22 protein-coding genes, 1 tRNA gene and 1 pseudogene are annotated in these 26,581 nt (G+C 38.5%); 4 read left to right on the top strand and 20 right to left on the bottom strand.

From position 1 onward, the window contains the following. Window positions 1-40 precede the first annotated feature (40 nt). Complete coding sequence (locus FAZ25_RS04825; protein WP_192269794.1) at window positions 41-1,411, bottom strand: MFS transporter; 1,371 nt, start codon at window positions 1,409-1,411, stop codon at window positions 41-43. Between the two features lie 149 nt (window positions 1,412-1,560). Between FAZ25_RS04825 and FAZ25_RS04820 the strand changes: the two genes are divergently transcribed. After that, window positions 1,561-2,520: a Dyp-type peroxidase gene (locus FAZ25_RS04820; protein WP_004906660.1), complete on the top strand. Its 960-nt coding sequence runs from the start codon at window positions 1,561-1,563 to the stop codon at window positions 2,518-2,520. An 82-nt stretch (window positions 2,521-2,602) separates the two neighbouring features. Here the strand turns inward: FAZ25_RS04820 and FAZ25_RS04815 are convergent, their stop codons facing one another. Genes FAZ25_RS04815 through FAZ25_RS04790 form a run of 6 tightly spaced genes read right to left on the bottom strand, consistent with a single transcriptional unit; the run spans window position 2,603 to window position 8,182 of the window. Continuing rightward, window positions 2,603-3,676, bottom strand: a complete 1,074-nt coding sequence (locus FAZ25_RS04815) for a glycerol dehydrogenase (protein ID WP_004906662.1) — start codon at window positions 3,674-3,676, stop codon at window positions 2,603-2,605. Window positions 3,677-3,694: 18 nt separating this feature from the next. Continuing rightward, window positions 3,695-4,429: a 3-oxoacyl-ACP reductase FabG gene (gene fabG, locus FAZ25_RS04810; RefSeq protein ID WP_004906664.1), complete on the bottom strand. Its 735-nt coding sequence runs from the start codon at window positions 4,427-4,429 to the stop codon at window positions 3,695-3,697. 18 nt (window positions 4,430-4,447) lie between these two features. Further along, window positions 4,448-5,701 carry a CinA family nicotinamide mononucleotide deamidase-related protein gene (locus tag FAZ25_RS04805; RefSeq protein WP_004906666.1) on the bottom strand — a complete coding sequence of 418 codons (1,254 nt, stop codon included), beginning with the start codon at window positions 5,699-5,701 and terminating at the stop codon, window positions 4,448-4,450. Between the two features lie 7 nt (window positions 5,702-5,708). Beyond that, window positions 5,709-6,416: a triose-phosphate isomerase gene (locus FAZ25_RS04800; RefSeq protein WP_012305399.1), complete on the bottom strand. Its 708-nt coding sequence runs from the start codon at window positions 6,414-6,416 to the stop codon at window positions 5,709-5,711. Next, window positions 6,413-6,967: an NAD(P)H-dependent oxidoreductase gene (locus FAZ25_RS04795; protein ID WP_004906668.1), complete on the bottom strand. Its 555-nt coding sequence runs from the start codon at window positions 6,965-6,967 to the stop codon at window positions 6,413-6,415. Before FAZ25_RS04795 ends, FAZ25_RS04800 begins: the two co-directional genes overlap by 4 nt. A gap of 15 nt (window positions 6,968-6,982) precedes the next feature. Next, window positions 6,983-8,182 (bottom strand): ATP-binding protein, encoded by a 1,200-nt coding sequence (locus FAZ25_RS04790; protein WP_012305400.1) that lies wholly within the window; start codon window positions 8,180-8,182, stop codon window positions 6,983-6,985. A 162-nt stretch (window positions 8,183-8,344) separates the two neighbouring features. Between FAZ25_RS04790 and FAZ25_RS04785 the strand changes: the two genes are divergently transcribed. Beyond that, window positions 8,345-8,608: a helix-turn-helix domain-containing protein gene (locus FAZ25_RS04785; RefSeq protein WP_012305401.1), complete on the top strand. Its 264-nt coding sequence runs from the start codon at window positions 8,345-8,347 to the stop codon at window positions 8,606-8,608. A gap of 37 nt (window positions 8,609-8,645) precedes the next feature. Here FAZ25_RS04785 and FAZ25_RS04780 read toward each other — a convergent pair whose 3' ends face one another. From FAZ25_RS04780 to treR, 9 genes and pseudogenes are all read right to left on the bottom strand, one after another. Then, on the bottom strand, window positions 8,646-10,724 hold the full coding sequence (locus tag FAZ25_RS04780; RefSeq protein ID WP_004906674.1) for a DNA topoisomerase: 2,079 nt from the start codon (window positions 10,722-10,724) through the stop codon (window positions 8,646-8,648). Between the two features lie 160 nt (window positions 10,725-10,884). Beyond that, the gene (locus tag FAZ25_RS04775; RefSeq protein ID WP_012305402.1) at window positions 10,885-11,277 is read right to left on the bottom strand and encodes a DUF3021 family protein; all 393 of its coding nucleotides are present in this window, start codon (window positions 11,275-11,277) and stop codon (window positions 10,885-10,887) included. After that, complete coding sequence (locus FAZ25_RS04770; protein WP_004901442.1) at window positions 11,264-11,731, bottom strand: LytTR family DNA-binding domain-containing protein; 468 nt, start codon at window positions 11,729-11,731, stop codon at window positions 11,264-11,266. The genes FAZ25_RS04775 and FAZ25_RS04770 overlap by 14 nt, the downstream gene beginning before the upstream one ends. Window positions 11,732-11,791: 60 nt before the next feature. Further along, a complete protein-coding gene (locus FAZ25_RS04765; protein ID WP_004906677.1) occupies window positions 11,792-12,538 on the bottom strand; it encodes a hypothetical protein in 747 nt (248 codons plus the stop codon). Further along, complete coding sequence (locus FAZ25_RS04760; RefSeq protein ID WP_004906679.1) at window positions 12,535-13,407, bottom strand: ATP-binding cassette domain-containing protein; 873 nt, start codon at window positions 13,405-13,407, stop codon at window positions 12,535-12,537. Before FAZ25_RS04760 ends, FAZ25_RS04765 begins: the two co-directional genes overlap by 4 nt. A 124-nt stretch (window positions 13,408-13,531) precedes the next feature. Beyond that, window positions 13,532-14,200 carry a beta-phosphoglucomutase gene (gene pgmB, locus FAZ25_RS04755; RefSeq protein WP_004906681.1) on the bottom strand — a complete coding sequence of 223 codons (669 nt, stop codon included), beginning with the start codon at window positions 14,198-14,200 and terminating at the stop codon, window positions 13,532-13,534. Then, a complete protein-coding gene (locus FAZ25_RS04750) occupies window positions 14,193-16,565 on the bottom strand; it encodes a glycosyl hydrolase family 65 protein (RefSeq protein ID WP_004906683.1) in 2,373 nt (790 codons plus the stop codon). The genes pgmB and FAZ25_RS04750 overlap by 8 nt, the downstream gene beginning before the upstream one ends. A gap of 12 nt (window positions 16,566-16,577) precedes the next feature. Continuing rightward, window positions 16,578-18,598: pseudogene (locus FAZ25_RS04745) on the bottom strand (glucose PTS transporter subunit IIA). A 47-nt stretch (window positions 18,599-18,645) separates the two neighbouring features. Beyond that, window positions 18,646-19,344: a trehalose operon repressor gene (gene treR, locus FAZ25_RS04740; RefSeq protein WP_004901460.1), complete on the bottom strand. Its 699-nt coding sequence runs from the start codon at window positions 19,342-19,344 to the stop codon at window positions 18,646-18,648. A 426-nt stretch (window positions 19,345-19,770) separates the two neighbouring features. Between treR and FAZ25_RS04735 the strand changes: the two genes are divergently transcribed. Both FAZ25_RS04735 and FAZ25_RS04730 read left to right on the top strand, forming a co-directional pair. Beyond that, complete coding sequence (locus FAZ25_RS04735) at window positions 19,771-20,094, top strand: hypothetical protein (protein WP_004901463.1); 324 nt, start codon at window positions 19,771-19,773, stop codon at window positions 20,092-20,094. Window positions 20,095-20,175: 81 nt separating this feature from the next. Next, a tRNA-Glu gene (locus FAZ25_RS04730) sits at window positions 20,176-20,247 on the top strand. Between the two features lie 208 nt (window positions 20,248-20,455). Here FAZ25_RS04730 and FAZ25_RS04725 read toward each other — a convergent pair. From FAZ25_RS04725 to FAZ25_RS04710, 4 genes are all read right to left on the bottom strand, one after another. Further along, window positions 20,456-20,539 carry a DNA/RNA helicase domain-containing protein gene (locus FAZ25_RS04725; RefSeq protein WP_133424550.1) on the bottom strand — a complete coding sequence of 28 codons (84 nt, stop codon included), beginning with the start codon at window positions 20,537-20,539 and terminating at the stop codon, window positions 20,456-20,458. A 154-nt stretch (window positions 20,540-20,693) separates the two neighbouring features. Further along, complete coding sequence (locus FAZ25_RS04720) at window positions 20,694-22,085, bottom strand: DUF2130 domain-containing protein (RefSeq protein ID WP_004906690.1); 1,392 nt, start codon at window positions 22,083-22,085, stop codon at window positions 20,694-20,696. A gap of 110 nt (window positions 22,086-22,195) precedes the next feature. Continuing rightward, on the bottom strand, window positions 22,196-24,886 hold the full coding sequence (locus tag FAZ25_RS04715; RefSeq protein WP_004906692.1) for an HAD-IC family P-type ATPase: 2,691 nt from the start codon (window positions 24,884-24,886) through the stop codon (window positions 22,196-22,198). A gap of 251 nt (window positions 24,887-25,137) precedes the next feature. Continuing rightward, window positions 25,138-26,457, bottom strand: coding sequence for an APC family permease (locus FAZ25_RS04710; RefSeq protein WP_004901491.1), 1,320 nt, complete (start codon window positions 26,455-26,457; stop codon window positions 25,138-25,140). Window positions 26,458-26,581: the final 124 nt, after the last annotated feature.

Below are 26,581 nucleotides of genomic sequence, written 5' to 3'. Positions count from 1 at the left end.
AATAAAAAAGCAAGGATCACAGGCACTCCTTGCTTTTTTACTATTTATTCATTTGAGATTTGGATACATGATTTTGTAAACGACTAGTCATTAATAACCCTATAATCGGCACGAGAACAAACCACGCGCTCGTTTGAGATAATGCGGTACCAATCGTCTTAGTAGTACTAAAGTAAGTAATTAATATAGACGCCACAACAACACTCGCTGCGCCGATGACTTGCCGCATTGTTGTAATTAGAGCTGTCCCATGACTCATCAGGTCTTTCGTTAAGGCATTGTTAGCAGCTGTTATCGCGGGCATCATAATAAAGGCATTGCCACCTTCTAGTAGCATCGCCGCCAGTAAACCAATGAGCCAGGATGTAGTGCCGGCAATACTTAATAATAAATACCCAAAAATCATCATACTAGTTCCAATATAGACTAGCTTTTTTAGGCCAATTTGATTAAGTAAACGTCCGGCTCTTGGATTGAGCTGGCTGAGAAAGATGGCGGCGGGTACCATTAATAGGCCTGACCAAAGGGGTGTTAAATAAAAAACACGTTGATAAAATAACGGCATTAAAACGGTAGCAATAATGAGCCCTGAATAAGAAATACCAGTTAACAACATACCTGGTAAAAACCCTTTATATTTAAATACCGTTAAATTAAGGAATGGTTGTGTTAATCTGTGTTGCCGAAACACGAAAAAAGTCAGTAATATCAGACTGACAACTAAAATCAGCCACCACTGTACACTAAAGCCATTTTTTGGCAAACTAGAAATATCGTACAAAATACCCCCAAAGCCGATGAGCGTAACAGCTGATAACCAGTCAAATTGCGACTTTTTAAGCTCGTGTGTGTTTTGAATCAACTTCTGGCAGCCTATTAAAAGGCCAAGTAGTATAACAAAAAATAAAATAAATAGTGCGCGCCAAGATACCCATTGCAACACAACGCCAGTTATAATCGGACCAACAGCAAGTGCTGAACCCATCACTAGACCAACAACCCCCATTGTTGTCCCACGTTTTTCTTGGTTAGTGTTTTCCATAATAACACTTTGAAAAGTTGGAAATAGTGCGCCAACAGCCATGCCTTCTAATAACCGACCAATAATAATACCCGAAAACACAGGCGTCACCATAGCTACTGCTGTGCCAACTAAAAAAACGGCTACAATTCCGTTGAGTAATGGTTTTAGTTTAATATTATCTAATAGCCATGGACTAAGTGGCATAACAAGTGTCATCGCAATCATGAAGCCAGTAGTTAGCCATTGTACTGTACTAGCATCAACCCCAAAATTTTTCATTAAAATCGGATAAGCTGTTGTCATAGTTGATTGACTAATTGACATTGTAAATGAAATAGCGAGTAAAACGAGCGAAAATGGGGTTAATTGTTTCACATTTTTAAACATTTTTTGTTTCTCCCTCTGTAAATAACTTATAATCATTCTAAACTTTTAGAATGATTTTTTCAAGTTAAATTAGAATGATTCTTGATTAATGAATTAAAATAGTGTACGCTAATGTTGCAAATAAAATCTAACTTTTGGAGGTTATCACTATGGCAATTACCCCAAGTAAAGCACAAGATGTGTGGAAAGACGTTGGTGAACATGTACAATTTACCGTTTTAAAATTAACAAGACACAATCAAGCGCTAGCACAAGAGGCAATACAAGAATTTGCCGACCGTTCACAAGCTATTATAAGATCACTACGCATTCGTGATTCTCATTTAGCCGCAGAATCTGGTTTGAAAGTAGCCTTTGGCTTCAGCAACCAAGCATGGACATATTTATTTCCCAATGCAGCCAAACCAAGTGAATTAGAAACATACCAAACCTTGCGCGGCCCTGAATATAGCATGCCAGCAACTGACGGTGATATTTTCTTTCATATTCGTGCTAGTAATGAAGCCGTTGTTTACGAAGCACAAACACAATTTATGCGCTTTTTAAAAAATATTACTAGTGTGGTGGATGAAACGAAAGGTTTTCGTTATTTTGAAGGTCGCGCAATTATTGGTTTTATTGATGGCACAGAGGCACCTGCTATTGAAGATACCGCAGAGTATGCATTAATTGGTGATGAAGATGCACCTTTCATTAATGGATCTTATGCTTTTGCACAAAAATGGCAACATAACATGGATTTCTGGCACAATTTGAAGACTGAAGAACAAGAAAAAGTCATTGGTCGCGAAAAATTCTCAGATCTTGAATTAGCAGATGAAGATAAATATCATAATGCGCACAATGTTGCCTCAAAATTTGAACCAAACGGTGAAGAACAAAAAATAATTCGTATGAATGTCCCTTTTTCTAATCCCGCCTCAGGTAAAACTGGCACCTACTTTATGGGTTACTCACGTCACTGGCATATTATTAAAGGCATGCTTCAAAACATGCTAGATCAATCCGATTTCTTACTTAGCTTTTCTGATATACTTTCTGGTCAATTATTCTTTATTCCATCGCGCGATTTACTAGCTGCCATAGCTGATGGTGATTTAAATAAATAACAGTATTTGATTCAAAAAGCGGCTCACACCTTATTCGTGTTAGTCGCTTTTTTTGCTTATCAGACATACTGATCATCCATAATTAATTGGCGTAACTATCTATTTGTAACAGCGTATTAACAATATCAGCTGCTGTCAATGAGAGATTCATTTGATGAATTGTTTCATTAGGTCTTAATACTTCTTGTGCAATCTGATAAAGTATTTGTCGATCTCGTGTTAATCCTAAATCCTTTAGACAAACTGGCAAACCTAAGGCTCGCAAAAATTTGAGATATTTTTGATATAATACACTAGATGATTGCGAGAGTACTAGTTGACCCAACAATCCGAAAGCTACTTTTTCACCATGCATAATGGTAGGCGAAACAAATTGCGTTAAACCATTAGCAATACTATGGGCTGCCGCCTCACCACCGCTCTCAAAACCGATACCGCTTAATAAGATATTCGCCTCAACAACATTTTCAAAATGTTGATCTACAGTGTGTGCACTATTGGCTTTAATCGCTAATTTTGCTTCTCTAAAAATTGTTTTAGTCGCTTGTTCTGCCAACACGCCTGCTGCGATCGTAGCCTTATCCCCAAACATATTTTGTCCATGAGCACACTTGACAGCACGATATTCAACAAATGTTGCCAGTGCATCAGCAATGCCTGCAATCAGTGTACGTGTTGGTGCATTGACTATGATGTCCGTATCGACCATCACGAGGCTGGGGCTGCGATCAAAAAAAATATAATTTTCAAAATGTCCCTGTGCATTATAAGTTGCCGATAATCTTGAGGTTGGTGCATCTGTCGATGCCAATGTGGGCACAATAACTAATTGACAGTCAATTTTTGCGGCGACAATCTTAGAAATGTCTATAACTTTACCGCCACCAACAGCAATGACAATATCTGCTGCTCTTTCTTTGATGAGTGTCGTTAAATTAGTCAATTCATGATCATTAAAATGATCACTAATTACAACAACTTCACTCACTAAATTTTGCGTATTTAATGTCTGGCATAGTGGTTCTGCTGCAACATTAACTGCAATACCGTTACTCAGAATAATTGCACGGTGACCAAGACACGTTATTTGATCGTAATCTTGTGATAGAATATTTTGACCCTGCATATATAAAGCTGGACTAGAATAGCTTTTCATCATACTTCCTCCTCTAAGTTACATACTTTGACCGCCATCGACCACAATTGTTTGCCCTGTGATATATGGTGCTTCAGCTAAAAATGCTGCTACTTCAGCTAATTCAGCTACATTTCCAAAGCGTTGCATCGGTATTGTCTCTAGAATTCGAGACTTAATCTTATCAGATAACACATCAGTCATATCAGATTTAAACATACCAGGGGCAATTGCATTGACGCGCACTTGTCTTCTTGCCGCTTCTTTGGCTAGCGTTTTTGTCATGCCGATTAATCCTGCTTTACTTGTAGCATAATTAACCTGTCCAATATTACCATGCAGACCGACAATCGAGCTCATGTTAATAATGCAGCCTGTTCTGGCTTTAAGCATGTGTTTTAAAATTGGTTGCGTCACATTAAACGTCCCCACTAAATTAGCATTAATAACCTGTGCAAAGTTGTCTGATGACATATTGATAGCTAGTTGATCGGCTGTAATGCCTGCGTTATTAATTAAAATATCAACCCCTTTAAATGCCTGACTTCGGTACAAGGCAGTTATGCCATCATCAATGGCTTGCTGATTAGTCAAATCAAACATCACTTCCAATGGTTGTGTCTGGAATTGTGCTTTTACATTGTCTGCGACACCTTGTCGTGAATGTAAAATGACTTGTACCCCGAGAATATCAAAATGCTTAGCCATTGCCAAACCAATACCTCGAGAAGAACCTGTTATTAAAACCGTCTTACCTTGTAACTGTTTAACCATATCTATTCCCCCTATTTTTCAAGCACGATCTACTAAATTTTGCTGCGATAAGTGTCGACGAATTAAGTCAAGTGCTACAAAAATCGCATCTTCAACGTTATCTTGATGATCTTTTGCAAAGCTTTGTGAAGTGACTAGTAACCTCTCTTGATGGCTAACTAAGCCAAACCAAACTTTTTCATTAACATAATCATGCTGTCCATTGGATTCGGGTGTTTCTGCTAAAATTGCCAACCCTATATCAGCGCCTAAACGCTGTTGCGTTAGTTGTGCTAGACGTGACACTAATTGTGCGCCATTATCACCAGATAGTTCAATTTCATCGTCAGTTAGATCTAGTAAAGCACTCATACCATTAAAGCCACCAGCTAATGTTTCCGTTTGCGATAACGCATTTTGCAATGTTGATTGTACCAAGCCACGTGTAAAAACTTCTGTCATCGCAATCGTTTGCTGATTTTCTTCAAGTAAATTTGCAACCACTTTTTCGAGTGAATTATGGGCACCATAACCATAAAAGTAGTCTCCAACCAATGTATTAATCTTAGCAGCCGCTTTTTGATTTAAATTCTCTGCTAAGGCTTCAGATGATGCCTTAGACGTTAACCTAATGGTTACTTCGTGTTTTTTAGCATCAGTTGTCATTGTTGGATTCGTTTGAGAAATCATTAAATCACTGATTAGTTGAGATAATCGCGATTCACCAATACCAAAATAACGCATGACGAGCGAGTTCAATACCTGGCCATGCAAATACTGTCTTTCAAGTAACGGGACAACATAATGATCAAACATTGGCACCATTTCCCAAGGTGGTCCAGGCATTAATAAAAAATCTGGCCCATCATTACTTTGATAAAAACTACCAACAGCAAAACCAAAATCATTTTTTAATGGCTTACCCTGTTCTAAGAAGAGCACTTGCCGATAATTATTATCGGCCATTTCAACATCAACAGCATCATGCCACTTTTTTAATTTACGCAATGCTTCTGTATCTGGTATCAGTGAGCTATTAATGAATTGCGACACAACTTGTTTTGTGAGATCATCAACGGCAGGCCCTAATCCACCAATTAATATAATTAAATCAGAACGATGTGCAGCTAAACGCAGCGTTGTTAGAATATCGGCCGCATTACCGCCCACAATTGACTGATGATACGATTCAATCCCCATATCGTGCAAAGCCCGTGCAATGTATGGTCGATTCGTATCTGTTATTTGACCTAGTAACAATTCGGTGCCGACAGATATAATTTCAGCTTTCAAAGCAGCCTCACCTTTCTTTTTTAACTTGATTTAATGCCTCAATAATGGGCTGAAATGCACTAACTTCTTGATACCGATCGCCAATAAGCACCCCATCATAGCCAATCTTTCGAGCTACAGAAATACCTTCTGCCGTAATATGTCCACCCATTACTAAACTATAAGACGCTAAATTGCTGTTTTTCACTAATTCAGACAGATATTGATTTAACTTCAAATAAACAGCTTCCATTTCTACATAAGAGTACGCTGAACTATTAGACTGTGTGGAACGAAGCGATTCATAAGCAACAATAATACGTTGCCCCATAAAATCAATATTTTTAAGAATAGATTTTAATTCACGTATAACCAAATCTGGGCCACTATGCATCCCCAAACAAATAATTGGAATCATATCATTATTCAGACAGTTGGCTAAACGTTCATGGATGATATCCGTGGTCTCGTTCAATAATTTTCGTCGTTCTAAATGACCAACAAAAGCGTATCTAATGTCTAATGCTTTAAGCACATTGGCAGACATTTCACCAACGGTACGTTGTGCTAGACTAATGTTTTGCGCAATAATTTCATAATTTTGATACGTGTTGTGCTCAGGTAGTGTTGGTGCAACCAGTAACTTAAAATTAAGTGGCAGTTGCTCAATATCTTGTAACCATTGTAGCTGTTTCTTATAGCACATCAGACTCTTAAAATTAACGATACAAATCATGCATTAACCTCATCAATAAATTGCGCTTGCTGCGATAAATACAGCTCAAATTGCGGGTTATGAATCACATCGTGATAAGCAATGACACCATCACGTGACCAAGGTGCTACACCAACAAATTCTAATGCTTTAATTGTGGGCATCAAGATGTCTACCACTCGCATACCATTAAAGAATTCATTATTATCATTAAATGCTGACTCAGGTGCATTCCATGTTGTCGATAACATGAACTTTTTACCTATTAATCGGCCACCTTGACCATATTTTGTATAATCTAGCCCATAAAAGATGCCATAAGCGAATACATCATCAAAGTAACTTTTCAGTTTTCCTGGTACATTAAACCAATAAATAGGGCATTGTATGATGATTAAATCAGCCCATAACCATTTATTAATTTCATCAGCACGTTGATATTCTGTTGCAAATGACACACATATGTTGTGTTGTGTTTTTAGTTGTCTCACATATTCTGTAAACAAACGGTGATTCAACTGACCATTTGCATCGCGGTGTTCTTCAAAGCCATTAATTACTAGTATATTCATTTATTTTTCCTTATTTTAACTAAATTTAGGTGAATCCGTAGAATGTAAAGCATTCGGTATAGCAACACAAACTGGATGTACCACTGTTGTCCCATCGATTTTAAGTAGCCCTTGACCTGGTGATAACTTTTGATATGCAGCGACCTGCTCTGCTTGGTTATTTAGTAAGCTCGTTATCTCTGCTTGATTATTTAGCTGGTGTATCAACAAGCTGCCAAATTGTCCGCTTAATTTGACTGGTAAGTCCAATGGCGATTGCGTCGATAACACAACATACAAACCATACTTACGTCCTTCACGTATTAATTTAAAAAGTCCTGAATCAGAAAGTGTATCATTGTTATTTGGTAAGAAACGATGTGCTTCGTCTAAAAATATAGTTAGCGGAAAACGGGCATCACTTGTCGTGCGAATAGTCAGTAATTCTCTTAACAAAATGGATAATACTAGCCTACTTTGTGCCCCATGCTTCATTAGCATGCTCACGTCAATCACCAAAGTAGCCTGACTTTTTCGTGTTGCAAATAACTTAAGTACATAACTCATATCTGTTTGTGGCTGTTGCGCATTGACTTGTTCATGCTTAAATAATCCAGCCAAATTCGGTGATGATAATTGTTCTTGCATGGCCAATATTTTTGACCAATGTCTTTGAATAACTTGATAGTCTAATGTCTGACCCAATAAATTGTAGTCAGCCTGATGATCAGCATATGGTACAATATATTCTTGAATTAATTGATTAATTAATTGAGACGTATCATAGTCATGTCCGCAGAATTTTAGCTGCGATTTATCATTTCTGTAACTGACTTGTGTGCGATTAATTTTGTTGTATATCCCTGGTTGCTTGACGACTTGTTTTTGTATTTGTAACGCAGCAATTGCACTCTCAAACCTGTCAACAAACTCGCCCTCATGATCACCAAGAAGCTTGGTAATTTCCATGGCGGTTAACTGACTAACATCTATACTGGCATTTTCTCCTAATTTATAACGAACAACATGCCCAGCTGTCTGATATTCTCCTGTTGGGTCAAAAATAATTGTTGCTTGTTTTTTGTCTCGTAAACATTCCACTAGCCTCAGGAGTGAGGTTGATTTACCACTCCCTGTGGCGCCAGTAATAAGCAGATGGTGTGCCAGCAAGCTATTGGCATCAATAGACAATGGCTGAGAGGCATCTAATGCTTCAGCAAAGTGATCAATCTGCATGGGAGGCCTCCTTATCTTGCTAAATAATATTGCATAGTTTATAATTAGCCATGTGAATTATTTTACTATATTTATCTGTAATCGCACATAACGCACTATTTTGTGCGTTAATGACTAAATCGAGGAAACATACCCACTATTTCAACATCTACAAAGCAAGTCATGAAGCTAATGGGCGCCAAATGGTCAATTGAAATATTATTGACCATTGCAGATTTACAAGTTACTGGTTTCAACCAATTGCATCAGTCTTTACCGGGAATATCGCACAAGGTACTCACTGATCGTTTAAAACAACTAGTGACTTATCGTCTAGTTAGTCGCACAGTTGTGGAACGTATTCCACTGCGTGTTATCTATAAAATCTCACCAAAAGGTTCGACTATGCTGATCATATTAGAACAACTAAATAATACATCAAATTAAAAAACATCTAACAGTCATTAATGTACTGTTAGATGTTTCATTTTTTGGGCTTGGGTTTTAACTTGAAGCCATAAAAAGTACGCCCTTTATATGTTTGTTTTGCCATTGTGCCTGTAGCCGTATATAGTTTACCACGTTTAGATTTAGCTTCAAAACTAATTTCAGCGCCATTGAGTAACTTGGTTAGCTCCTCGTCCGTAAAAACATGCCCGCTCCATTCTTTAGCAAAGGTGATTTCTTCACCTTTAAATTGGCCCGTCGTCTTTTCACTTACTGGGCGTTTCGGTTTTATTTTTGGTTGTCCAAGTAACGTTTCTAATTGCTCAGCATTTGCTACCATGATAGGCATGTCATGTACCACAACTTGGGTAACAGAGTCCAATAATTTAGGCATTGTCATTTCAAAACGACCGACTTGGTCCATCATCTCAAAGAGGCGCTTAGTTATTTTAGGGGACGCAATCCATGTGCCTTTAACCATAACAGCTGAGACATTACCTGTTTCAGTCAGTGTTAATTTACCACGCGTTTCCTTAATCATAGCTTTCGTCCCCCGACTCATATCAGATAAGGTCGAGACGCGCGTCGCACCTGTTCCAACATTGTGTTTCTCTAAAAAGGCCATGATCCACTTCGTGCTTGGCGCCTGTGGCTTTTTATTGGCCCCTTCATACAAATAAGGTTGTGCAGTTGGTCCAAGCTGACCCATTACAGCTGTTTCATCATCATCATCTACCTTAATGGCACGCTGTGAATCATACACAGCCTTAAAATTTAACTGAACTGGCACATTATAAGCTGTCTTAAAAATTGGATAATCAGTCAAATTTGCCGTGACATGATCATAGACATAATCTTCTGCCAACATGGCCAAATAGTTTTTGGCCAATACCTCATAGATAGCTTGTGCACTCGCTCCAAATTTGGTTAGGGTTGCCAAATCAGTAGGTACATTTTCTCCAGGTCGATTAGCCCCGTGTGCTCCTTGGTTCTTAACATGGGTCGCCCGTGGTTGCCTATGTGTCAGCAGAGCTGTATCAACATGCACAACTTGAGCAATTTGATCAATTTTAGGTAATAGTTCATTAAATTGTTCTGGGGTCACTGTCTTATCTTCGGTACGCGGATATGAAACAACCTGGGCCTCATACATTTTTTGGTAGGTACTTAATACTTCTTTGGCAGAAAAACCACGTGGTGCTAATATGGCTGCTAATCCAGCTAAATCTAATAGTTTACCAGGTGCTTGTGTACGGGTTTGGTACCGCTCATTAGTAACCGCACTCTCATGATATTGCAATAAATCCTGCTGTGCAACTGCTTTGCTATCAAAACGCCAAGGTATCACATCCCCTTCTGGCGTAATACGACCAAAAATGTGCCCCGCGAGGTCTTTAAACTTAACTTCAAAATAAGGTTTTTTCACATATCGTTTAATCGCTTCTAGCTGGGCATAAATCTGCCAAACAATCACTGATTTCAGTCGGCCCTCACGTGCCACAACTTTGAAACCTTGCTTCTTGGCAGCTGTCGTGGCGATACGTGTCAATTGCATGGACGCAAAATCCCATCGATTACGACTTTCACCTTTAATGTACTCGCCATCTTGATTTTTATCAGAAACATCACGTAAATGCTGCATAGACGTCTGAATACCCTTAACCGATTCATCCATAAAATTGGCACGTAATACTTGTCCGCGCCATTTAATTGCTTCTAATGCTTCCCAAGCCAATAACTCACCTTCACCAGAAGGATCCGTATCGGTGGCAATCACGATGGCATCATAACCATTTGCAGCTTCTTTTTTGAGATCGTCAACTAACTGCTTAGTAGATGCAACTTTACCTGTCCGCAAATTACGTTGTCGAATATAGGTACGCGCCCAATTAAAATCGTTTAAATTCCAAGGTAAATGCTTAATTAACCAGGATTTATACTGTTTTTTTAGGTCTTCTGACACCATTTCTTCAGGATCTTTTAGCGTCATCACATGACCACGCAAATTGGTAATTGTGTAAGTAAACGTGTCAAATTGACCGTTTTTACCGCCTAGCGCTTTCACAAAATTTGCGGCAGCTGACGGCTTTTCAGTTAAAATAAGATAATTGGGCATGTCCTATCCTGTGTCACTTCTTCTCTAATACTTTCTCTCATTTTACCAGATTATCACATATTTCACTAAAAACTGGTATTGCTATGGCAAAATTTGATATGGTGAGTTATCCTTTGCTTATCGTTAACATCAGCAAAAAAGCACAGTTGAATGCGTTCATTCAACTGTGCTTTTTATTGGCCAATTGTTCATTAATACGTCGAGCATTGTCATGTCCTTGTTGACGCATATAAAGAAAAATCGCTAAATAGATAATCACAAAAGTTGGTATATTTGTTAATGCGATGCTTGTTTTACCAAAAGTCAAAGCAATAAAGATCAAATAAGTTAACATCTCTAATACAAAATGTAAGACTAGTTGCGTCATGAAGCTGAACTTATCATAATCAAAAATTATTGATAATATTCCCATAATGGCACTCATGGTCATTAACAAAGCAAATTGTGTCAATGAAAATATTGCTTGATTTAACGTGATTGACAATAAGGAGAAAAATGATCCTATCCCGATACCGATGAAAGCTAGCATGATTATATACTTAAATTGTCTCATTTTCATCATTCCCTTCTAGTCGATTTAAAATATGCTTAATATATCGTCTCGACACAGTAACACGTGTCCCATCTGTTAAAAAACCATAATAATTACCAGAAAAAGCCGATGCCATTCGTGATAGTTGGTTTAAATTAATCGCTGTTGCTTTAGATATTTGAACAAACAACTGCGACTTGTCTTCATTTAAAAATTGTTTTAGTGTTTTACGCGTTACTAATTGCTGATGATTGTTACGTGTCACTGTTAATTCGTTACCAAAACTTGATACCATTAAAATATCTGATTGCGTAATCACATGAATATCATCAACCGTTTTAACCACAAATTTACTTGTTTCTGATTTTTTTGTTTGTAGTTGTTTGGCGATGGCTGTCATTTGTGTCAAATCGTTGCCCGAAATGACAACTTTAATGCCATCAAGTTGCTCATCGACATTGATTTTAATTTCCATGTCTCTCCCCCATGTGGCAATTAGCTTACCAATATAACCTTATTCTATCAAATTCTGTTATCAGACGGCGTGTATTTTGAGACGGCGATAAAATTCTGCCAGACCAAATAAGAATAGCGTGATTAATAAGAAAACAATCAGTTTAAACCACTCTGTCTGCATATCAGTCACCGTATTACTGCCCCAATGCATTTTGAGTGTCTCTCGTATGGCAGCAAATGGAATCCATTCTATGGCTTTTTCAAGCGTACGCGGCAATTGAAATGTGCCCATACTGCCTGTTAAGAAGGCAATACCAAAGTAACACACCATCGCCACGCCCTGAATCATATTGAAGCCTTTAAAAACTTGGGCAATGGCAAAAGACAAAAGATATAATGCTGCAGTTAGAATCATGGTGCTAGCAAAGACGTTGGCTAAGCTCAGCATACTCATTGAAGGCAACGGTAATACCTGATACAAAACCAAACAATAAACTACTGTCACCAGTGACACCAAAATGGCCACTGAGACAAATTTAGCGACCAACTGTTTAGCCATACGATAGCCAAACAAGACAAATCGTGTTGTGACACCATCAGCCATATCTCGACCAAAAGAAATCGTGAATGGCAAAATGACTAAGCCAAGCGGTATCATCGGTAATAACGTTGCAAATAAACCTTTAGCTAATGCTTGATTTGCTAACGTGTTACTAGTGGCATGATAATTGCCAATAGCCAAAATCATCGGTAATAGTCCACCAACAATCATCGCAAGACTATACCCTAGTGTATTTTTAAGTTCAAATTTAATATAGTGCTTCATGATGTCTGCCCCAATCTGTTTATTTCACGACGGTGTAACGCGTTCAAATAGATAAGTGTCACACTTGTTCGTGTTGCCGAAAAGGTAAAACCGTGTTGATTTAAGTGCGCAATCACTAACTGTTGACTATTCTGATTGTCACAACCAATCACAGTTTGCCCTGCTTCACCACGTATAATATCGCACCCTTTTGGCAAGGTAATCGCTAACTGCGGTGCATCTACGACAACCGCCGAATAACCCACATATTTTGCAAACAACATCGTCGCTAAATCGTAATCTACGACGTGCCCTTGATCAATAATCAATAATTTATTGGCTAATTTTTCCAATTCATCAAAATAATGTGTAATCAGTAAAATCATAGCTGGCTTATTAGCATACCATGCTTTAATTTTAGCCATTAAGTTAAAGCGTGTTTCAAAATCAAGGCCAGTGCTCAACTCATCAAAACAAGTTAATGGCGCATCCTGATATAACACCATAATAATCGTCAATCTCTGCTTTTGCCCACCCGATAACTGGGCCACCTTTTTTTTCAAATTCTTTTCAAAGTCAAAAAATTGTACGAGCGCAATTAATTTTGGATCTTTCTTGTAGGTTGTTTGTAATAAACCTTCCAAAATTGTGCGACAAGTGACAATGGCTGGGTAATTGTTTTCTTGCAAATGCACCGCAATTTGCCCTGGTTTAACGATTTTACCAGTATAAGCTACTTGATTCGTTAATGCCTTGATTAAAGTTGATTTACCAGCCCCGTTACTGCCAACAATGCCAACGATATCATGTGCATCAACAATTATATCGCGTCCCATATCAAGTGCAACAAACTCACCATAATTGACTTTAATATGCTTCATCTCTAACATATCATTCCCCCTGTTGTTCCTATCTTTATGATGTTAGTTTACCAAGTAGCATCAAAAAAAAAACCGCTTTTGTGATAAGCGGTTTTAATTTACCTTTATGTTGCACTGCCTTGCAATGTAAAACTTACTGCGTTAGCTTTTGTTTAATATTATCTAATGTCACGCTTGCTGTATCGGCAAACCACAGCTGTAAATTGTCTTGCGACACAGCTGGGCCAATACCCAATGCTGTTTGCCCAGCATCTTGAATGGCTTTAACGCCTGCACTGGCATCCTCTAGACCAATAATTTGTTGTGGTGCTAACTTTAGCAATTCCCCAGCTTTGATATAAATTTCAGGATTTGGCTTACCATGCGCCAATGTACTTGGATCAACAATACCAATAAAATAATCTGTCAAACCCAACTGTTTTAAAATTGTCGGCGCGTTTTTTGAGGCACTAGCGATACTAGCCACATAACCTTTCTGTTTTATATCAGCAATAAAGTCAAACATACCTGGTAGAATATCATTTGGCGTCAACCCGGTAATTAATGTCACATAGTGCTTATTTTTACGTGCTGCAAAATTTGCTTTTTCATCATCCGTATAGGACTTATCCCCCTGATCAAGAATCATTTGCAAGGAATCCATCCGGCTAATGCCCTTTAGTTGACGCGCAAGTTCATCTGGAAAAGGCAAAGATAGTTCTGTTGCTAATGCATGCCAAGCTTGTTCATGAAATTTAGCGGTATCAGTTATTACCCCATCTAAATCAAAAGTAAATCCTTTAATATCAGAAAACTCAACCATGGTATTTTACCTCTTTCCTTTCATCTGGTTGTAATATCATCTGTTCGCCAGCAATTATCACAGAAATTTTTTTATCTGCCTTAGCTATCACGTGATGATGCGAAATTTGTAAATCAATAGTGACGCCATGATATTTTTGCGTGAAAGAAATACTTGACCATTGCGATGGTAACTTTGGCATCACCCGAAATGTGTCATGCAGCATGTCAACTCCAGCATAATCATTTTGAATGACCGCTAAGGTTTCGCCCATCACACCCATATGCACACCTTCAGCGGTGGTCCCGCCCTGAATATCATAATAATCAGAGCCAATCGCCTCAGTCAGAAAATCATAGGCTTGTTTTTCAAATACTTGTTGTCCTTGCCGCGCTAACGCAACATAAATACCAGCAAAAACTGGTCGTGACGTAGTTGAACCATGCGTTGTACGTGCTAAATAATAAGCCGTATTTTTCGCTAGCCAATCACTTGGTAAGGTATATCCAAGTTGTGTGACCAACGCCTCGGTCTGACGGGCCCCAAAATTATAAAGGAGCATCAACAAGTCAGCCTGCTTAATGACCTGAAATTCATCTGGTGACTGACCTTCGGCTTTTAAGAGGCGATCAATACGATGAATATCACCATATTTTGTTTTGTAGGCTTGAAAATCTAACGATTTTAAGCTGAAAAAACCCTCGTATTGTTCGATAATACCTTCTGAACTAATTGATAGCTTCATCTGATGTCGCATCATAACAGCCTTATCTTGTAATGCTTTCGTGTAGCCGACTGTCGCAGCAATCAAATCAAAGGCTGTCTTATCCTGCTGTTCTAAATCATGCACATAGTTTAACAACCAAACCACCATTAAGTTCGTATAAGCATTATTTTTTAGCCCACCAATTGACTGTTTAGGCATGGCTTCATGAAATTCGTTAGGCCCCATAACACCACTGATATGATAACGTCCAGCAACTTTTTCCGCTTTACTCACCCAAAAACGTGCAATCGCCAACAACATAGCCAAGCCATCATTCTCCAAATGATCTTTTTTGCCACTGATTTGTTGATAAACCCACATGTTATAGGCTATTGCCAGAGAAACGTGCCGCTGCAATCTCGAATTATCAGGAATCCAAGTTTGATCTACCGTGTTAAGATGAATCCGTTGACTTTGTTCATCCCCATACATGCCTGATTGCCACGGATACATCGCCCCAACCTCATTTTCAAAATCAGCATTTTTTTCTGCTGCTTGTAGTCGGCGCTTACGATAATTCAATAGCTGACTAGCCATAGTAGGTTCATTGGCTGAATAGTAAGGCAAAACAAACAATTCATCCCAGAAAATATGACCACGATAGCCTTCTCCGGTCAAGCCACGTGAACCAATTGAAACGTCTAAGTGGCTATTAGCATTGGGATTAGCCATTTGATTAAGGTGAAAAATATTCATTCGCACTAGACGTTGAATTGCATCATCGCCGACAATATGAACATCTTTTTCATGCCAAAACTGTTGCCAATAATTTTGACTACTCATCTGCATTTGTTTAAACGTTTGCTTTTCGATTGTCTGCGTTGTAAATGTGGCCAAGTTACCTGGTGTTTCCAAACTTGTGGCAACTGCCATCACTCGGCTCAAAGTGACTGTTTGCTGAGGTGCCAATTGCAGCTGATAACGATCGGATAACTTTGTAGCTTCTACGACAACCTCTTTATGGGCTGCTACATCCAGGCTTGATTGCGCCGCAATGGCAATATCGACTGCAGTCGTTTTAGTAGATAGCAACATCAACCCTGGTTTAGTAGCGGTTACCTCAAATTCTTGACTATCAAATTGTCGGTAGCGCGCGACATTTTGATTCAATACTTGCCCATCAATTTCTGCCTTCAAAGTCAGATTAAATTCATAACTTGTTTTGAGTGCCAATGTTAAGCCTAAACAATGCCAATTCACAGGATCAATCACTTTCACTGTAGTGATATCAACATAATGCAAGACATTATCATCAACTTGTACACGAAATGAATCTGTTAGTGTCCCTGTTTTAAAATCTAAAGTTTGTTTTAGATGTTTAACTGTTTCAGCGTTAACACGTAAAGGCTGTTCATCAATAATGATATTAATACGCTGTAAATTGGGCAAGTTGACTAAATCTTCATTTACCACTTGGCGGCCGGCCACCGGTGTTGTCGTATGATTAAAAACACCGGCCGCATACAACCCAGGGTATGAATCATCACTGAAGTCGTTGGTCACTAGAGCACCACGCCAGCCTAGAAAACCGTTGCCAAGGCTTAATAAACTCTCACGACCATAATTTTTAACCCCCGTTGCCATCGTATCGTATGTTAAGGTCCATCTTTGATCCACCATGTGTTGTCCTTTCTACTTTTTTACTGCGTCTTTAAAAGCATTTTTCTTTTCGACAGTTTTAATTTGTTGTGTATCTGTATCTTTGAAGCCAAAGAAGTAAACCATCAGGAACGCAACAGCGATGGTTGCTATAGCTGCAACCCAGAATATAAGCATATTGTTTGCTGAACCAGCTTGTCCCTTTGGTACCGCAAATGATGGAAAACCAATTAATGACCCTGTAAAGCCATACATGTTCAGATTAAATAACCCAGCAATCAAACCGCCAACAGCACCACCAATATTAGCCATCCAGAATACACGACCATATTTCAAATTAATACCATACATTGCTGGCTCTGTAATACCAGCCATCGCTGACAAGAAACCAGCACCAGCCAACCCCTTTAATGATGGTATCTTGGTTTTTGCCCAAACAGCTAATGCCCCAGCACCTTGTGCAATCATTGTAAAGTTCACGATTGCATTTAGAGTTGAGTGCCCTGTTTGTGCAATTTCATTGGCAATCAATGGTACAACCATCCAATGTAACCCGAAAATAACCAAAGCTTGATACAAGCCACCAATAATCAATCCAGACAATGGATAATTCAAGTGCAATAACCAATTAATTATGGTAGAAATACCCTGCGATAGTAATGTAATCGCTGGGCCAACAAAGACAAGAACGACTGCCCCAACAAGCAAGAGCGTTAACAATGGTTGGAAAATTGACCGCAAAACCAATGGTAAATGTTTCTTTAACCAATTACCTACTGGTCTTGCTAGCCAGGCTGCAAAAATAATTGGGAAAATTGAATAGGCATAACTAGGGATGTTAATTGGTAGCCCGAAAAAAGTCGCATTCAGCGATACGCCGAATAATGAACCAACTGCCTTGGCTGGTTCTGCCAACTTACCATCGACAACATGCGGATTAGTTATCCCAATAAACTCAGGCTTAACTAAGAAAGCCCCAATCGCTGCAACGACAAATGGGTCACTTTTAAGTTGTTGTGCAGCAGAAAACCTACTAAAATTGGCAGGAAATAGAATGGTGCCATCGCCATGGACTGTAAAATAGTAAAAGTACTTGATGCAGGATCAATAAAATAAATCGCTGGAAACGACGCTTTATTAGAAAATAAACTTAAGAAACCATTCAGCATTCCACCAGCAGCCAATAACCCAATAATAGGCATCATAGAACCTGTAATTGTACCAATAATTGCTTGAAAACCACGTATTATTGGATTTTTTGAGGCACTATCCGTATTATTGTTGCTTTTGGCTGAATCATCGGCAACACCATCACCAAGCTGTGAGATTACTTCATCATAAACATCAGTCACAGCTGGTCCAATCACTACTTGATATTGTCCCAGTGATTCTGCATAGTTCACGCCAGCAACGCCATTTAACTGTGAGATTCCCTGGTCGTCAGCAAGCTCATGATTTTTAAGATAAAATCGTAACCGTGTGATACAGTGAATGACTTTAACTACATTTTGCTTACCACCTACGCCAGCTATAATATCAGCTGCCAATTTTTCGTATTGGCTACCAGTTGGACTGGCGGCTTCTGTCAGTTGGACTTTTTTCAACGTTACTTTAGCAACTGATTGCCCCATATTGACTGTACTTTGCGACAAAATATTAACATGCTCTACGACATCATCAGTATTTGTCATCACAACCATTGTTGTTGCATCTAAATTTGCTGCCGCAATTTGTGCCAAATCGACATGACCAATAACATCTCCTGCATGAACCATTTCGCCTACTTTAATTGACCATGAGTAGGGTTTGCCATTCAAGGTAACTGTTTCTAAACCAACATGCGTCAGTACTTCTAGTCCATTGGCTTGCTTGATGCCAAAAGCATGTCCCTGCAAAGCTATCACTTCGCCATCGACTGGCGCAACGATTTCTTGCCCAGTCGGTATAATAGCAAAACCTTTCCCCATCACTTCTCGACTAAAAACGTTGTCCTTTACAGATGACAACGCTATCAGTTGCCCAGTAATTGGTGCCAATATCTCCACATTATTCATCATTTTCTCCTTCATATCGGCTGTTAGTGCATGAGTCACGTAGTAATTTAATGCCGTCTAGCAAATTCGACGCTCTTAAATTTATCAGCGCGATGACGTGATTCAGTGTACGACAATGTCCTGCCATCGCTTAAAAACGTTTCGGAACGCACAACAACGACGACACCCGCTTCGGGTAATTTCATTAGTTGTTTATCTTGTATACTTAGTGCTTCAATGGTAATTGTTTTGGTCGCATGACTAATCGTTAAGCCTAGTTGCTGCTCAAATAATTCAAATAGAGACAATGATTTTGGAAGTGCTAGAATTTCCGGAATCACAGCTTTCAAAACATAATCTCTATCAATGATGATTGGTTCATCATCTAAATAACGCACACGCGTAATTTCTGTTGCTAGCACCACTGTTTCTGCTTTACTATCAAAAGTTGCTGGCACCTCAGCGTCCTGAATCGCAACTAGTTGTGTATGTTCTTTAAGGTGTAATCTATTGGCTAATTCACGATAACTCTCAACATGAGAGATTGGAAATGAATAACGATTATGTTGAATCACAAATGTGCCCTTGCCTTTGATTCGCATGGCATAGCCTTCATCGACCAACATAGCAATAGCTTTGCGAGCAGTTTCGCGCGCAACATGATAGCGATTCATTAACGCATAATCACTAGGTAACATTTTTTCGTGATATTTACCCGCCAGAATATCTTTCACTAGGTCATCATGAATTATCTGATATTTATTCATTTTAATGCCCTCCCCTGTGTTAACAACCCCAATATATCACGTAATGTAACCGCTTACAAATTAGATATACGCACTTTTTAAAGAAATGTATAGACAAGTTGATAAGCAAGCACTCTATCTCGTTATTCTGTCCCTAGACAACTTTTTATTAAAAAAAATAGCCCAGAAATAATTCTGGGCTACTACAAAAATGAATCACTGTCGTATTGACATTCATTGTCTTATTGTATAGACTGAGTGTAACAATTAAATCACGTGTTATATCGAGAGCTAGTGAGTGATTACACACTTCGACCTAGCAGCAACCTACCACTTTGGCAAGGTGCTCCACTGTAATAGGATATACGTCACTCTTAACGTGCGCGTATATCGTGCACGTTTTTTATTTGTTTAACTAGTCCTTTGGACGTTAAACAGGAGTATGAGATGGTTTCATTAAATTTATCAGACGCACTGCGCACACAAGCGTTATCACAACTAGGTTTTGACTACGTGCTGACAATGCCAGATGTGACAATTAACGATTTAAATCTTATGGCACATGCCACGAAAGATAACAATATACATGCCAAAATTAACCAAGTTGCACAATCTCAAGCAGACGTATTAATTGCTCATTACCAACATTTACAACATGCCAAAGGCATCATCGCATACCAAGGGCGTCAACACTTTATAGCACAATTATGTGCGTTAGAAACATATCTAACAGTTGCGCAACGACAAACTTTAAAAAAAATACTTAACTAGCAATTAAAAAGTATTGACACCCACCGTGAAAGTTGATATGATATTATAGTTGTCTGATACAAATTAGACATCACTGACCATGGCTCGTTGGTCAAGTGGCTAAGACGCTGCCCTTTCACGGCGGAATCGAGAGTTCGATTCTCTCACGAGCTATATCAAGTCGCAACTTCGGTTGCGGCTTTTTATGTTGGTTTGAGTTAAAAAAAGCTTAATGATAATATGTCTAATCATTAAGCTTTTAAAAAAACATTCAGTTATCTAAAATGTAATGAACCTATGAAATCGAGCCTGAGCTTTATAAACCTTTTAGAATCCTAATATTCATAATTCATAATCTATCTTGTTTCAATGATACTAATTTTTACCGTAAATCAGTATCCAAAGCATAAATATACAATCCATGCACTCCTCTATTCAACAGTACATTAATCACGTTTTTTAACAAAGCTTTATTTTCTCATTTTTGTTTAATTAATTTGTGTAAATTCATAAGTCGATTATCTTTCTCCCCAAAAATAAAAAGAAGCAATAAGTTGTTTTTTGAATTTTACTCAACTAAATTTAGTTAAGCATATAAACCAACTAACTAGAAAAAATATTTACACTCGTTTAGTCTCATCAAACTTTGCCTTCATCGTTGGATTGCCTCTTGTCAGTTTCTTAACACTCACATCTTCCAACTTGTTATTGGCTAACCGTAATTGATTTTCCGAAGTTGTCAACGCGCGTTTAACAGCTTCCATTCGGGCGATTGACTTATCAATTTCCTCAATTGCTTTTTTAAAGTTATTTGAGGCACTTTCGTAATTTTTACCAAACGCATTTTTAAATTGGGTCAAATCACTCTCAAAATGTGTAATATCAATGTTTTGTTCTTTAACTTGTTCTAGTTCTTTTTTATAACTAACTGAATTGAGTGCCGCATTACGCAACACACCAATAAATTGAATAAAAAATTGTGGTCGAATCACGTACATTTTATCGTAATCCGGCACCTGGACAATACCGGTATTGTATAAGTCGCTATCGGCTTCCAACATGGACACTAGAACTGCATATTCGGTTTTCTTTTCTCGGCGGTCCTTATCTAATTCTTTAAAAAAATCAGTATTTTTATGTTTAGAAGCTGTTGTATCAGCCTCATTTTTCATATCGAACATAATACTAATAAACTCTAAATCATCTTGGTAGTCTCTAAAAATAAAGTCGCCTTTGGAATTGGTTTCCGACAAGGTATTATCTTTCTCAAAATAAGCATTTGGGAAAGCATATGGCCGAATCTTATTAAATTCTGTCATGGCATATTGCTCTAGACTTTCTCCAATTTCCTTAGTTGACTGACGTGCCTTAAAATCTTTATAGAATTCAACTTGTTCATTAGCTGTTTTAAGTTGTGTTTCATAGTCATTTTTAACACTAGCTAGCTGTAATTGTTTTTCTTGTTCCTTGAGCTGTAATTGTGAGCGCAGTTCGGCTAAAACCTTTTCTCGTGTAGCTAATTCATTTTGCACTTCTGCGTCTTTTTTGATTAAAGTTGTTGTCAATTCAGATTGGCTTTGTTGTTTCACAGCATCAATTTTAGCTTGTAATTCAACGATTTCAGCCTGCTTTTTAGCTAATGTTTCTTGCAAATCAAGGTCTTTTTGTATAAGTTTTGATTGTAGTTCAGCCTCATTTTGTTGTGATAATGCTGTTAATTTGGTCTCTAGTGCCACAATTTGTTGTGACTTGTCATTAAGTTGTTCTTGTAAACTTTGTTTTTGCGCTTGTAATTGGTTTTCTAATTCTATTTGCGCTTGCTTTTCTTGTTGTGCCTGCCATTCCACCTTGGCCTGCACCAACTTATCATCTAAAATATCTGCAATCTTACCATTAATAATAGACGTATCAATATTTTGTTCATCAGTCAAATCAATCACATCCCCGATACGAGCTTCTTGATCAAGGACTAATTCTGTTTGTGATGCAATGTGAAATCTAACTTTTGCCATGTCATTACCTATCTCAAATTATTGCCCTAAATGGGTATACCATTTTTATTATAGCAAAAAGGCCACTCATTAAGCGACCTTCCAGCTATTATCGTATGATATATTGTTACTTAATGACGACTCTTGAAAAGACGTCGGTATTTATCTAATTCTGCAATAATTAAGACAATTGTGCCTGTTGCGATAATAACCCCCCAGTTTTCTAGACGCAATGCAGCCGTCGAGAAGACACTTTGCATAAATGGCACATAGGTGAAAACCAACTGTAATAGAATCATCACAGCAATTGTCACAAATGCCATTGGATTCGTCCAAAATGAACGACTTAGCGCAGGCGCTGCTGTTCTAATATTAAAAAGATAAAAAATTTTCCCGAAAATAATCACATTCACTGCCATCGTACTGGCAACAGCAAAACTCGTTTTACCATTAAGGTATTCAAAGACGCCTAAAGCTACCGCAGCAATAATTACACTTACATAAACCATCTGAATAACATCATGACGTGTCATCAGTTTTGCCGAGGCCCGACGTGGTGGTCTTGTCATAATACCTGGTTCAGCTGGTTCAAAAATCAAGGCAAGTTGTAACGTCAGTGCTGACACCATATTTATCCACAATAATTGTGTTGCTGTTAGCGGCATTGGTTGGCGTAGCAAGATACTAAAGACCACAATCAGCCCCTCAGCAAAACTTGTAGGTAATAAATATAAAATTGTTTTACGAATATTATCATACAAGCGGCGTCCCTGTGCAATGGCTACTTTAATCGTTGAGAAATCATCGGTTGCTAGTACCATATCCGCAGAATCTTTGGCAACATCCGTACCTTTAATCCCCATAGCAACGCCAATATCTGCCTTTTTTAACGCTGGTGCGTCATTAACGCCATCCCCAGTCATCGCCGTTACAAGACCGTTAGCTTGATAAGCAGCAACAATGCGTAACTTATCCTGTGGGGTGGTACGAGCAAAGACATCATATTTTGGAACGATTTTTGCTAAGGCACGATCAGAAAGGCTTTCTACCTCAGCGCCTGTCATTGCTTGAATATTATTAGCAAGGCCGAGTTGACTACCAATGGCTCTGGCTGTATCCGCACTATCGCCAGTAATCATTTTAACGCGAATGCCTGCCCGTCGCATGTCAGCAATTGCTTCAACTACCTCTGGCCGTGGTGGGTCGATAATAGCTGCCAAACCAAGCAATTTAATCCCTTCAACAACTAAATGCTCATGTGTCACTTCAGACAATGTAGTAGCAACGTCTAAGTAACCCACAGCAATCACACGTTTACCTTGTTGCGCAAAATGAGTCGCTTGTTTTTCCCAATACTGACGATCGAACTGATCATCATGCGCTGCTAAGTCAAATAATTTGTCCGGGGAACCTTTTATAGCAATAAAACGTGCGTGTTTCTGGTTTTCAACTAATCTGGCAATATACCGATAATCTGAATCAAAAGGAATACGATCTATTTCTACTAACTGAGGTGTTTTCTGTCCAAAAGCTTTATAATAAGCTGACAAGAATGCTGCATCCGTTGGTTCACCATTAACTTCCCAAATACCATTTGTTTCTGTTAAAAACGTATCATTAGCTTGATGCCCCATAGTCAAAAACATAGCTAGTGGTTTATCTTGTGATAATTCAACTGGTTGTTGGTTATATAGAATTTGACCATTGGGTGCATAACCTGTTCCTGTGACTTGATAATGTTTCTCATCAATCACAATATCTTGCACCGTCATCTCATTTTTTGTGAGCGTCCCAGTCTTATCAGAAGCTATAATATCAACGGCTCCCAGTGTTTCAGCAGCAGGTAAAGTTTTTACAATCGCATGTTTTTTGGTTAACTTCTGTACACCAGTTGCCAAAATAATTGATGTTGCAGCTGGAAGGCCTTCCGGCATTGAACCAACAATCATAGCAATAATAGCCATTACCAAAGTTGGCAATGTATAAATATCTAGTAACCATCCAATAACAAACATCACAACAGAAGCCGCAACAATAAACCAAGAAATGCCATGTCCCAGTTTATCTAATTCTCGCGTTAATGGTGATTTGTTTCCAGCGACATCTGATACACTTTGAGAAATTTGTCCAATTTGTGTTTGTAGCCCTGTAGCCACAACAATACCTGTAGCACTACCGTTAGTCACTGCTGTTGAAGCATAGGCCATATTATAGCGCTCAGCTAATGGCATATTAGCAGATAATACAGCATCATTTTTTAAAACCGAATCTGCTTCCCCGGTTAAGGATGACTCCTGTATGCGTAGGTTATCAACATCTAATAATCGTAAATCTGCAGGGACATTATCCCCAGCCTCTAAGTATACTAAATCGCCAGTCACTAATTCACGCGCTGGTATATCTACACGTTGTCCCTGTCGAATCACTGTTGCTTCCACTGACAACATGCGCTTAATCTTTTCAAGTGCATTACTTGCATTAACTTCTTGTAAATAGCCAATTAGCGCATTAATAACCACGACTAATCCAATAACCACTGAGTCAGAGTAATGCCTCATCAATAACGTTAAAACAGCGGCAACAACTAAAATATACACAATGATATTATTGAATTGCCGTAAAAACATGACCCATTTTGGTGTTGGTTTTAACGTCACCTCATTATACCCATTGCTGTGTAACCTATCAGTTGCTTCCTTGGTACTTAAACCATCAGGATACGGCGTTGATAGTTCATCAACAACTTGGGACCATTCTTGATTGTGAAACTTAATGTCAGGCGATAACGGCCCGTCGTCCGTTTCACTAGTTTGTATGCTCATATGACACACTCCTTTAAGAGAAATTTACTTTGCGTCTTGCTGTTTAAGGTTGGCCGCTAGATATTAGATTACCCAGTTAGTCAGTTTCCCACACATTTGTGCCGCTACTCCCGCAAGCATGTCAATACTGAGCAAAAAAGATTTAATTAATAAAATTTTACCATGTCATTTTTCAAAATGCTACTGGTTCGCTTTTAAGCGTGGTTGGCGAAAATAAAAAACACCTGACAATCGTCAGACGTTTTACTGATTTATTTACGCTTTTGCATGAAATAGTACAGTGGCAACCCAGCTAATGTTGCCAAGACACCAATCATAGCTAATTTAAATTCAGTCATCAATGTCATGCCAATAATGAATACACCACCTAAAATAGCGATAATTGGCACAACCGGATAAAATGGCACACGGTATGGGCGCTTTAAGTCTGGTTCTGTACGACGCAGCTTAATCACCGCAATAAAGACCATTGTGTAAAATAACCAAATCACAAAAATCAGCATATCAGTTAATGTATCAAACCCACCGACAAACATCAAAGCAATCGCCACTATCAATTCAAATATACCAGCAATATAAGGAATCTTGAAACGATTAAGTTTAACTAAATGTTTTGAGAATGGCAAGCTGTTTTCTAATGCCATAGCATAGGGCAAGCGCATTCCGGTCATGGTATAACCATTTAAAGTACCATAAATTGAGATTAAGATACCTATTGTAATTAATTTACCACCGAAACCACCAAATATTTGTTGTGCAGCATCCATAGCGGTGTTTTGATTGCCTTGAATAGCATGAAATGGTAATGCATGCAAGAAAGCATAATTAACTAACAAATAAATAATCATGATGCCTAGTAAGCCACCAGCAATCGCACGTGGTAAATCACGGGTTGGATTTTTCATTTCACCGGCGATATTACCCACGTGAATCCAACCATCATAAGCATACATTGTGGCTAATAATCCAGCACCCATCGCAGTTGCCCAACCGCCAACTGCGTGTCCAGGTGACACAGGGAATAAGCTGACATCAACCCCGCCTGGCTGTAATAAGCCAAAAATAATAATTAAAGCTAGTGGTATTAGTTTGAAAAATAATGTAATTGACTGGAACTGCCCAGCAATTTTTGAACCCAACATATTAATCATTGCAACTGATACCAAAGCGGCAATACCAGAAGGAATAATCGCCGCACTACCCCAATGTAGCAAATTAGCGACCTGTGTCCCAAAGATGACACCCTTAGCTGCAATGCTGGCTGGGAAATAAATAATAATTTGTGCCCAACCTAATAAATAACTTGCTAGCTTGCCATAGGCACGTTCAATATAGACAAGCATCCCACCCGTTTGTGGCAAAGCGGCCGCCAATTCAGCGCCTGTCAAACCAGCTGCTAAACTAATTAATCCACCAACTAACCATACAAACAACGACATGCTTGTCGAACCAGTTGCATCAGCTACACTCGATGCCTTATAGAATACCCCTGCCCCAATCACTGTACCCATCACAGTTGAAATCGCAGGGACTAACGTCATGGTCCGATTAAGTTTTTGATCTGTCGCCATGTTTACTCCTCTATTTCTCCATTTATGATTAAACATATTCTTCTATCATAACAGGTTATATGTTACAAACATATCTCTTTTCATGAAAATAATCGTCAATTGTTTGCTTTGTAATTGTCTTTTT

This window comes from Leuconostoc sp. LN180020, from assembly GCF_014844115.1.
Taxonomy (GTDB): Bacteria; Bacillota; Bacilli; order Lactobacillales; family Lactobacillaceae; genus Leuconostoc; species Leuconostoc citreum.
This window is presented reverse-complemented; position numbering and strand designations above follow the sequence as displayed.

Excerpts from the sequence above, each read along its gene's own strand:
- FAZ25_RS04825 (WP_192269794.1), bottom strand. The coding sequence starts at position 1,411 with ATGTTTAAAAATGTGAAACAATTAACCCCATTTTCGCTCGTTTTACTC.
- FAZ25_RS04820 (WP_004906660.1), top strand. The coding sequence starts at position 1,561 with ATGGCAATTACCCCAAGTAAAGCACAAGATGTGTGGAAAGACGTTGGT.
- FAZ25_RS04815 (WP_004906662.1), bottom strand. The coding sequence starts at position 3,676 with ATGAAAAGCTATTCTAGTCCAGCTTTATATATGCAGGGTCAAAATATT.
- fabG (WP_004906664.1), bottom strand. The coding sequence starts at position 4,429 with ATGGTTAAACAGTTACAAGGTAAGACGGTTTTAATAACAGGTTCTTCT.
- FAZ25_RS04800 (WP_012305399.1), bottom strand. The coding sequence starts at position 6,416 with ATGATTTGTATCGTTAATTTTAAGAGTCTGATGTGCTATAAGAAACAG.
- FAZ25_RS04795 (WP_004906668.1), bottom strand. The coding sequence starts at position 6,967 with ATGAATATACTAGTAATTAATGGCTTTGAAGAACACCGCGATGCAAAT.
- FAZ25_RS04790 (WP_012305400.1), bottom strand. The coding sequence starts at position 8,182 with ATGCAGATTGATCACTTTGCTGAAGCATTAGATGCCTCTCAGCCATTG.
- FAZ25_RS04785 (WP_012305401.1), top strand. The coding sequence starts at position 8,345 with ATGAAGCTAATGGGCGCCAAATGGTCAATTGAAATATTATTGACCATT.
- FAZ25_RS04780 (WP_004906674.1), bottom strand. The coding sequence starts at position 10,724 with ATGCCCAATTATCTTATTTTAACTGAAAAGCCGTCAGCTGCCGCAAAT.
- FAZ25_RS04775 (WP_012305402.1), bottom strand. The coding sequence starts at position 11,277 with ATGAGACAATTTAAGTATATAATCATGCTAGCTTTCATCGGTATCGGG.
- FAZ25_RS04770 (WP_004901442.1), bottom strand. The coding sequence starts at position 11,731 with ATGGAAATTAAAATCAATGTCGATGAGCAACTTGATGGCATTAAAGTT.
- FAZ25_RS04765 (WP_004906677.1), bottom strand. The coding sequence starts at position 12,538 with ATGAAGCACTATATTAAATTTGAACTTAAAAATACACTAGGGTATAGT.
- FAZ25_RS04760 (WP_004906679.1), bottom strand. The coding sequence starts at position 13,407 with ATGTTAGAGATGAAGCATATTAAAGTCAATTATGGTGAGTTTGTTGCA.
- pgmB (WP_004906681.1), bottom strand. The coding sequence starts at position 14,200 with ATGGTTGAGTTTTCTGATATTAAAGGATTTACTTTTGATTTAGATGGG.
- FAZ25_RS04750 (WP_004906683.1), bottom strand. The coding sequence starts at position 16,565 with ATGGTGGATCAAAGATGGACCTTAACATACGATACGATGGCAACGGGG.
- treR (WP_004901460.1), bottom strand. The coding sequence starts at position 19,344 with ATGAATAAATATCAGATAATTCATGATGACCTAGTGAAAGATATTCTG.
- FAZ25_RS04735 (WP_004901463.1), top strand. The coding sequence starts at position 19,771 with ATGGTTTCATTAAATTTATCAGACGCACTGCGCACACAAGCGTTATCA.
- FAZ25_RS04720 (WP_004906690.1), bottom strand. The coding sequence starts at position 22,085 with ATGGCAAAAGTTAGATTTCACATTGCATCACAAACAGAATTAGTCCTT.
- FAZ25_RS04715 (WP_004906692.1), bottom strand. The coding sequence starts at position 24,886 with ATGAGCATACAAACTAGTGAAACGGACGACGGGCCGTTATCGCCTGAC.
- FAZ25_RS04710 (WP_004901491.1), bottom strand. The coding sequence starts at position 26,457 with ATGGCGACAGATCAAAAACTTAATCGGACCATGACGTTAGTCCCTGCG.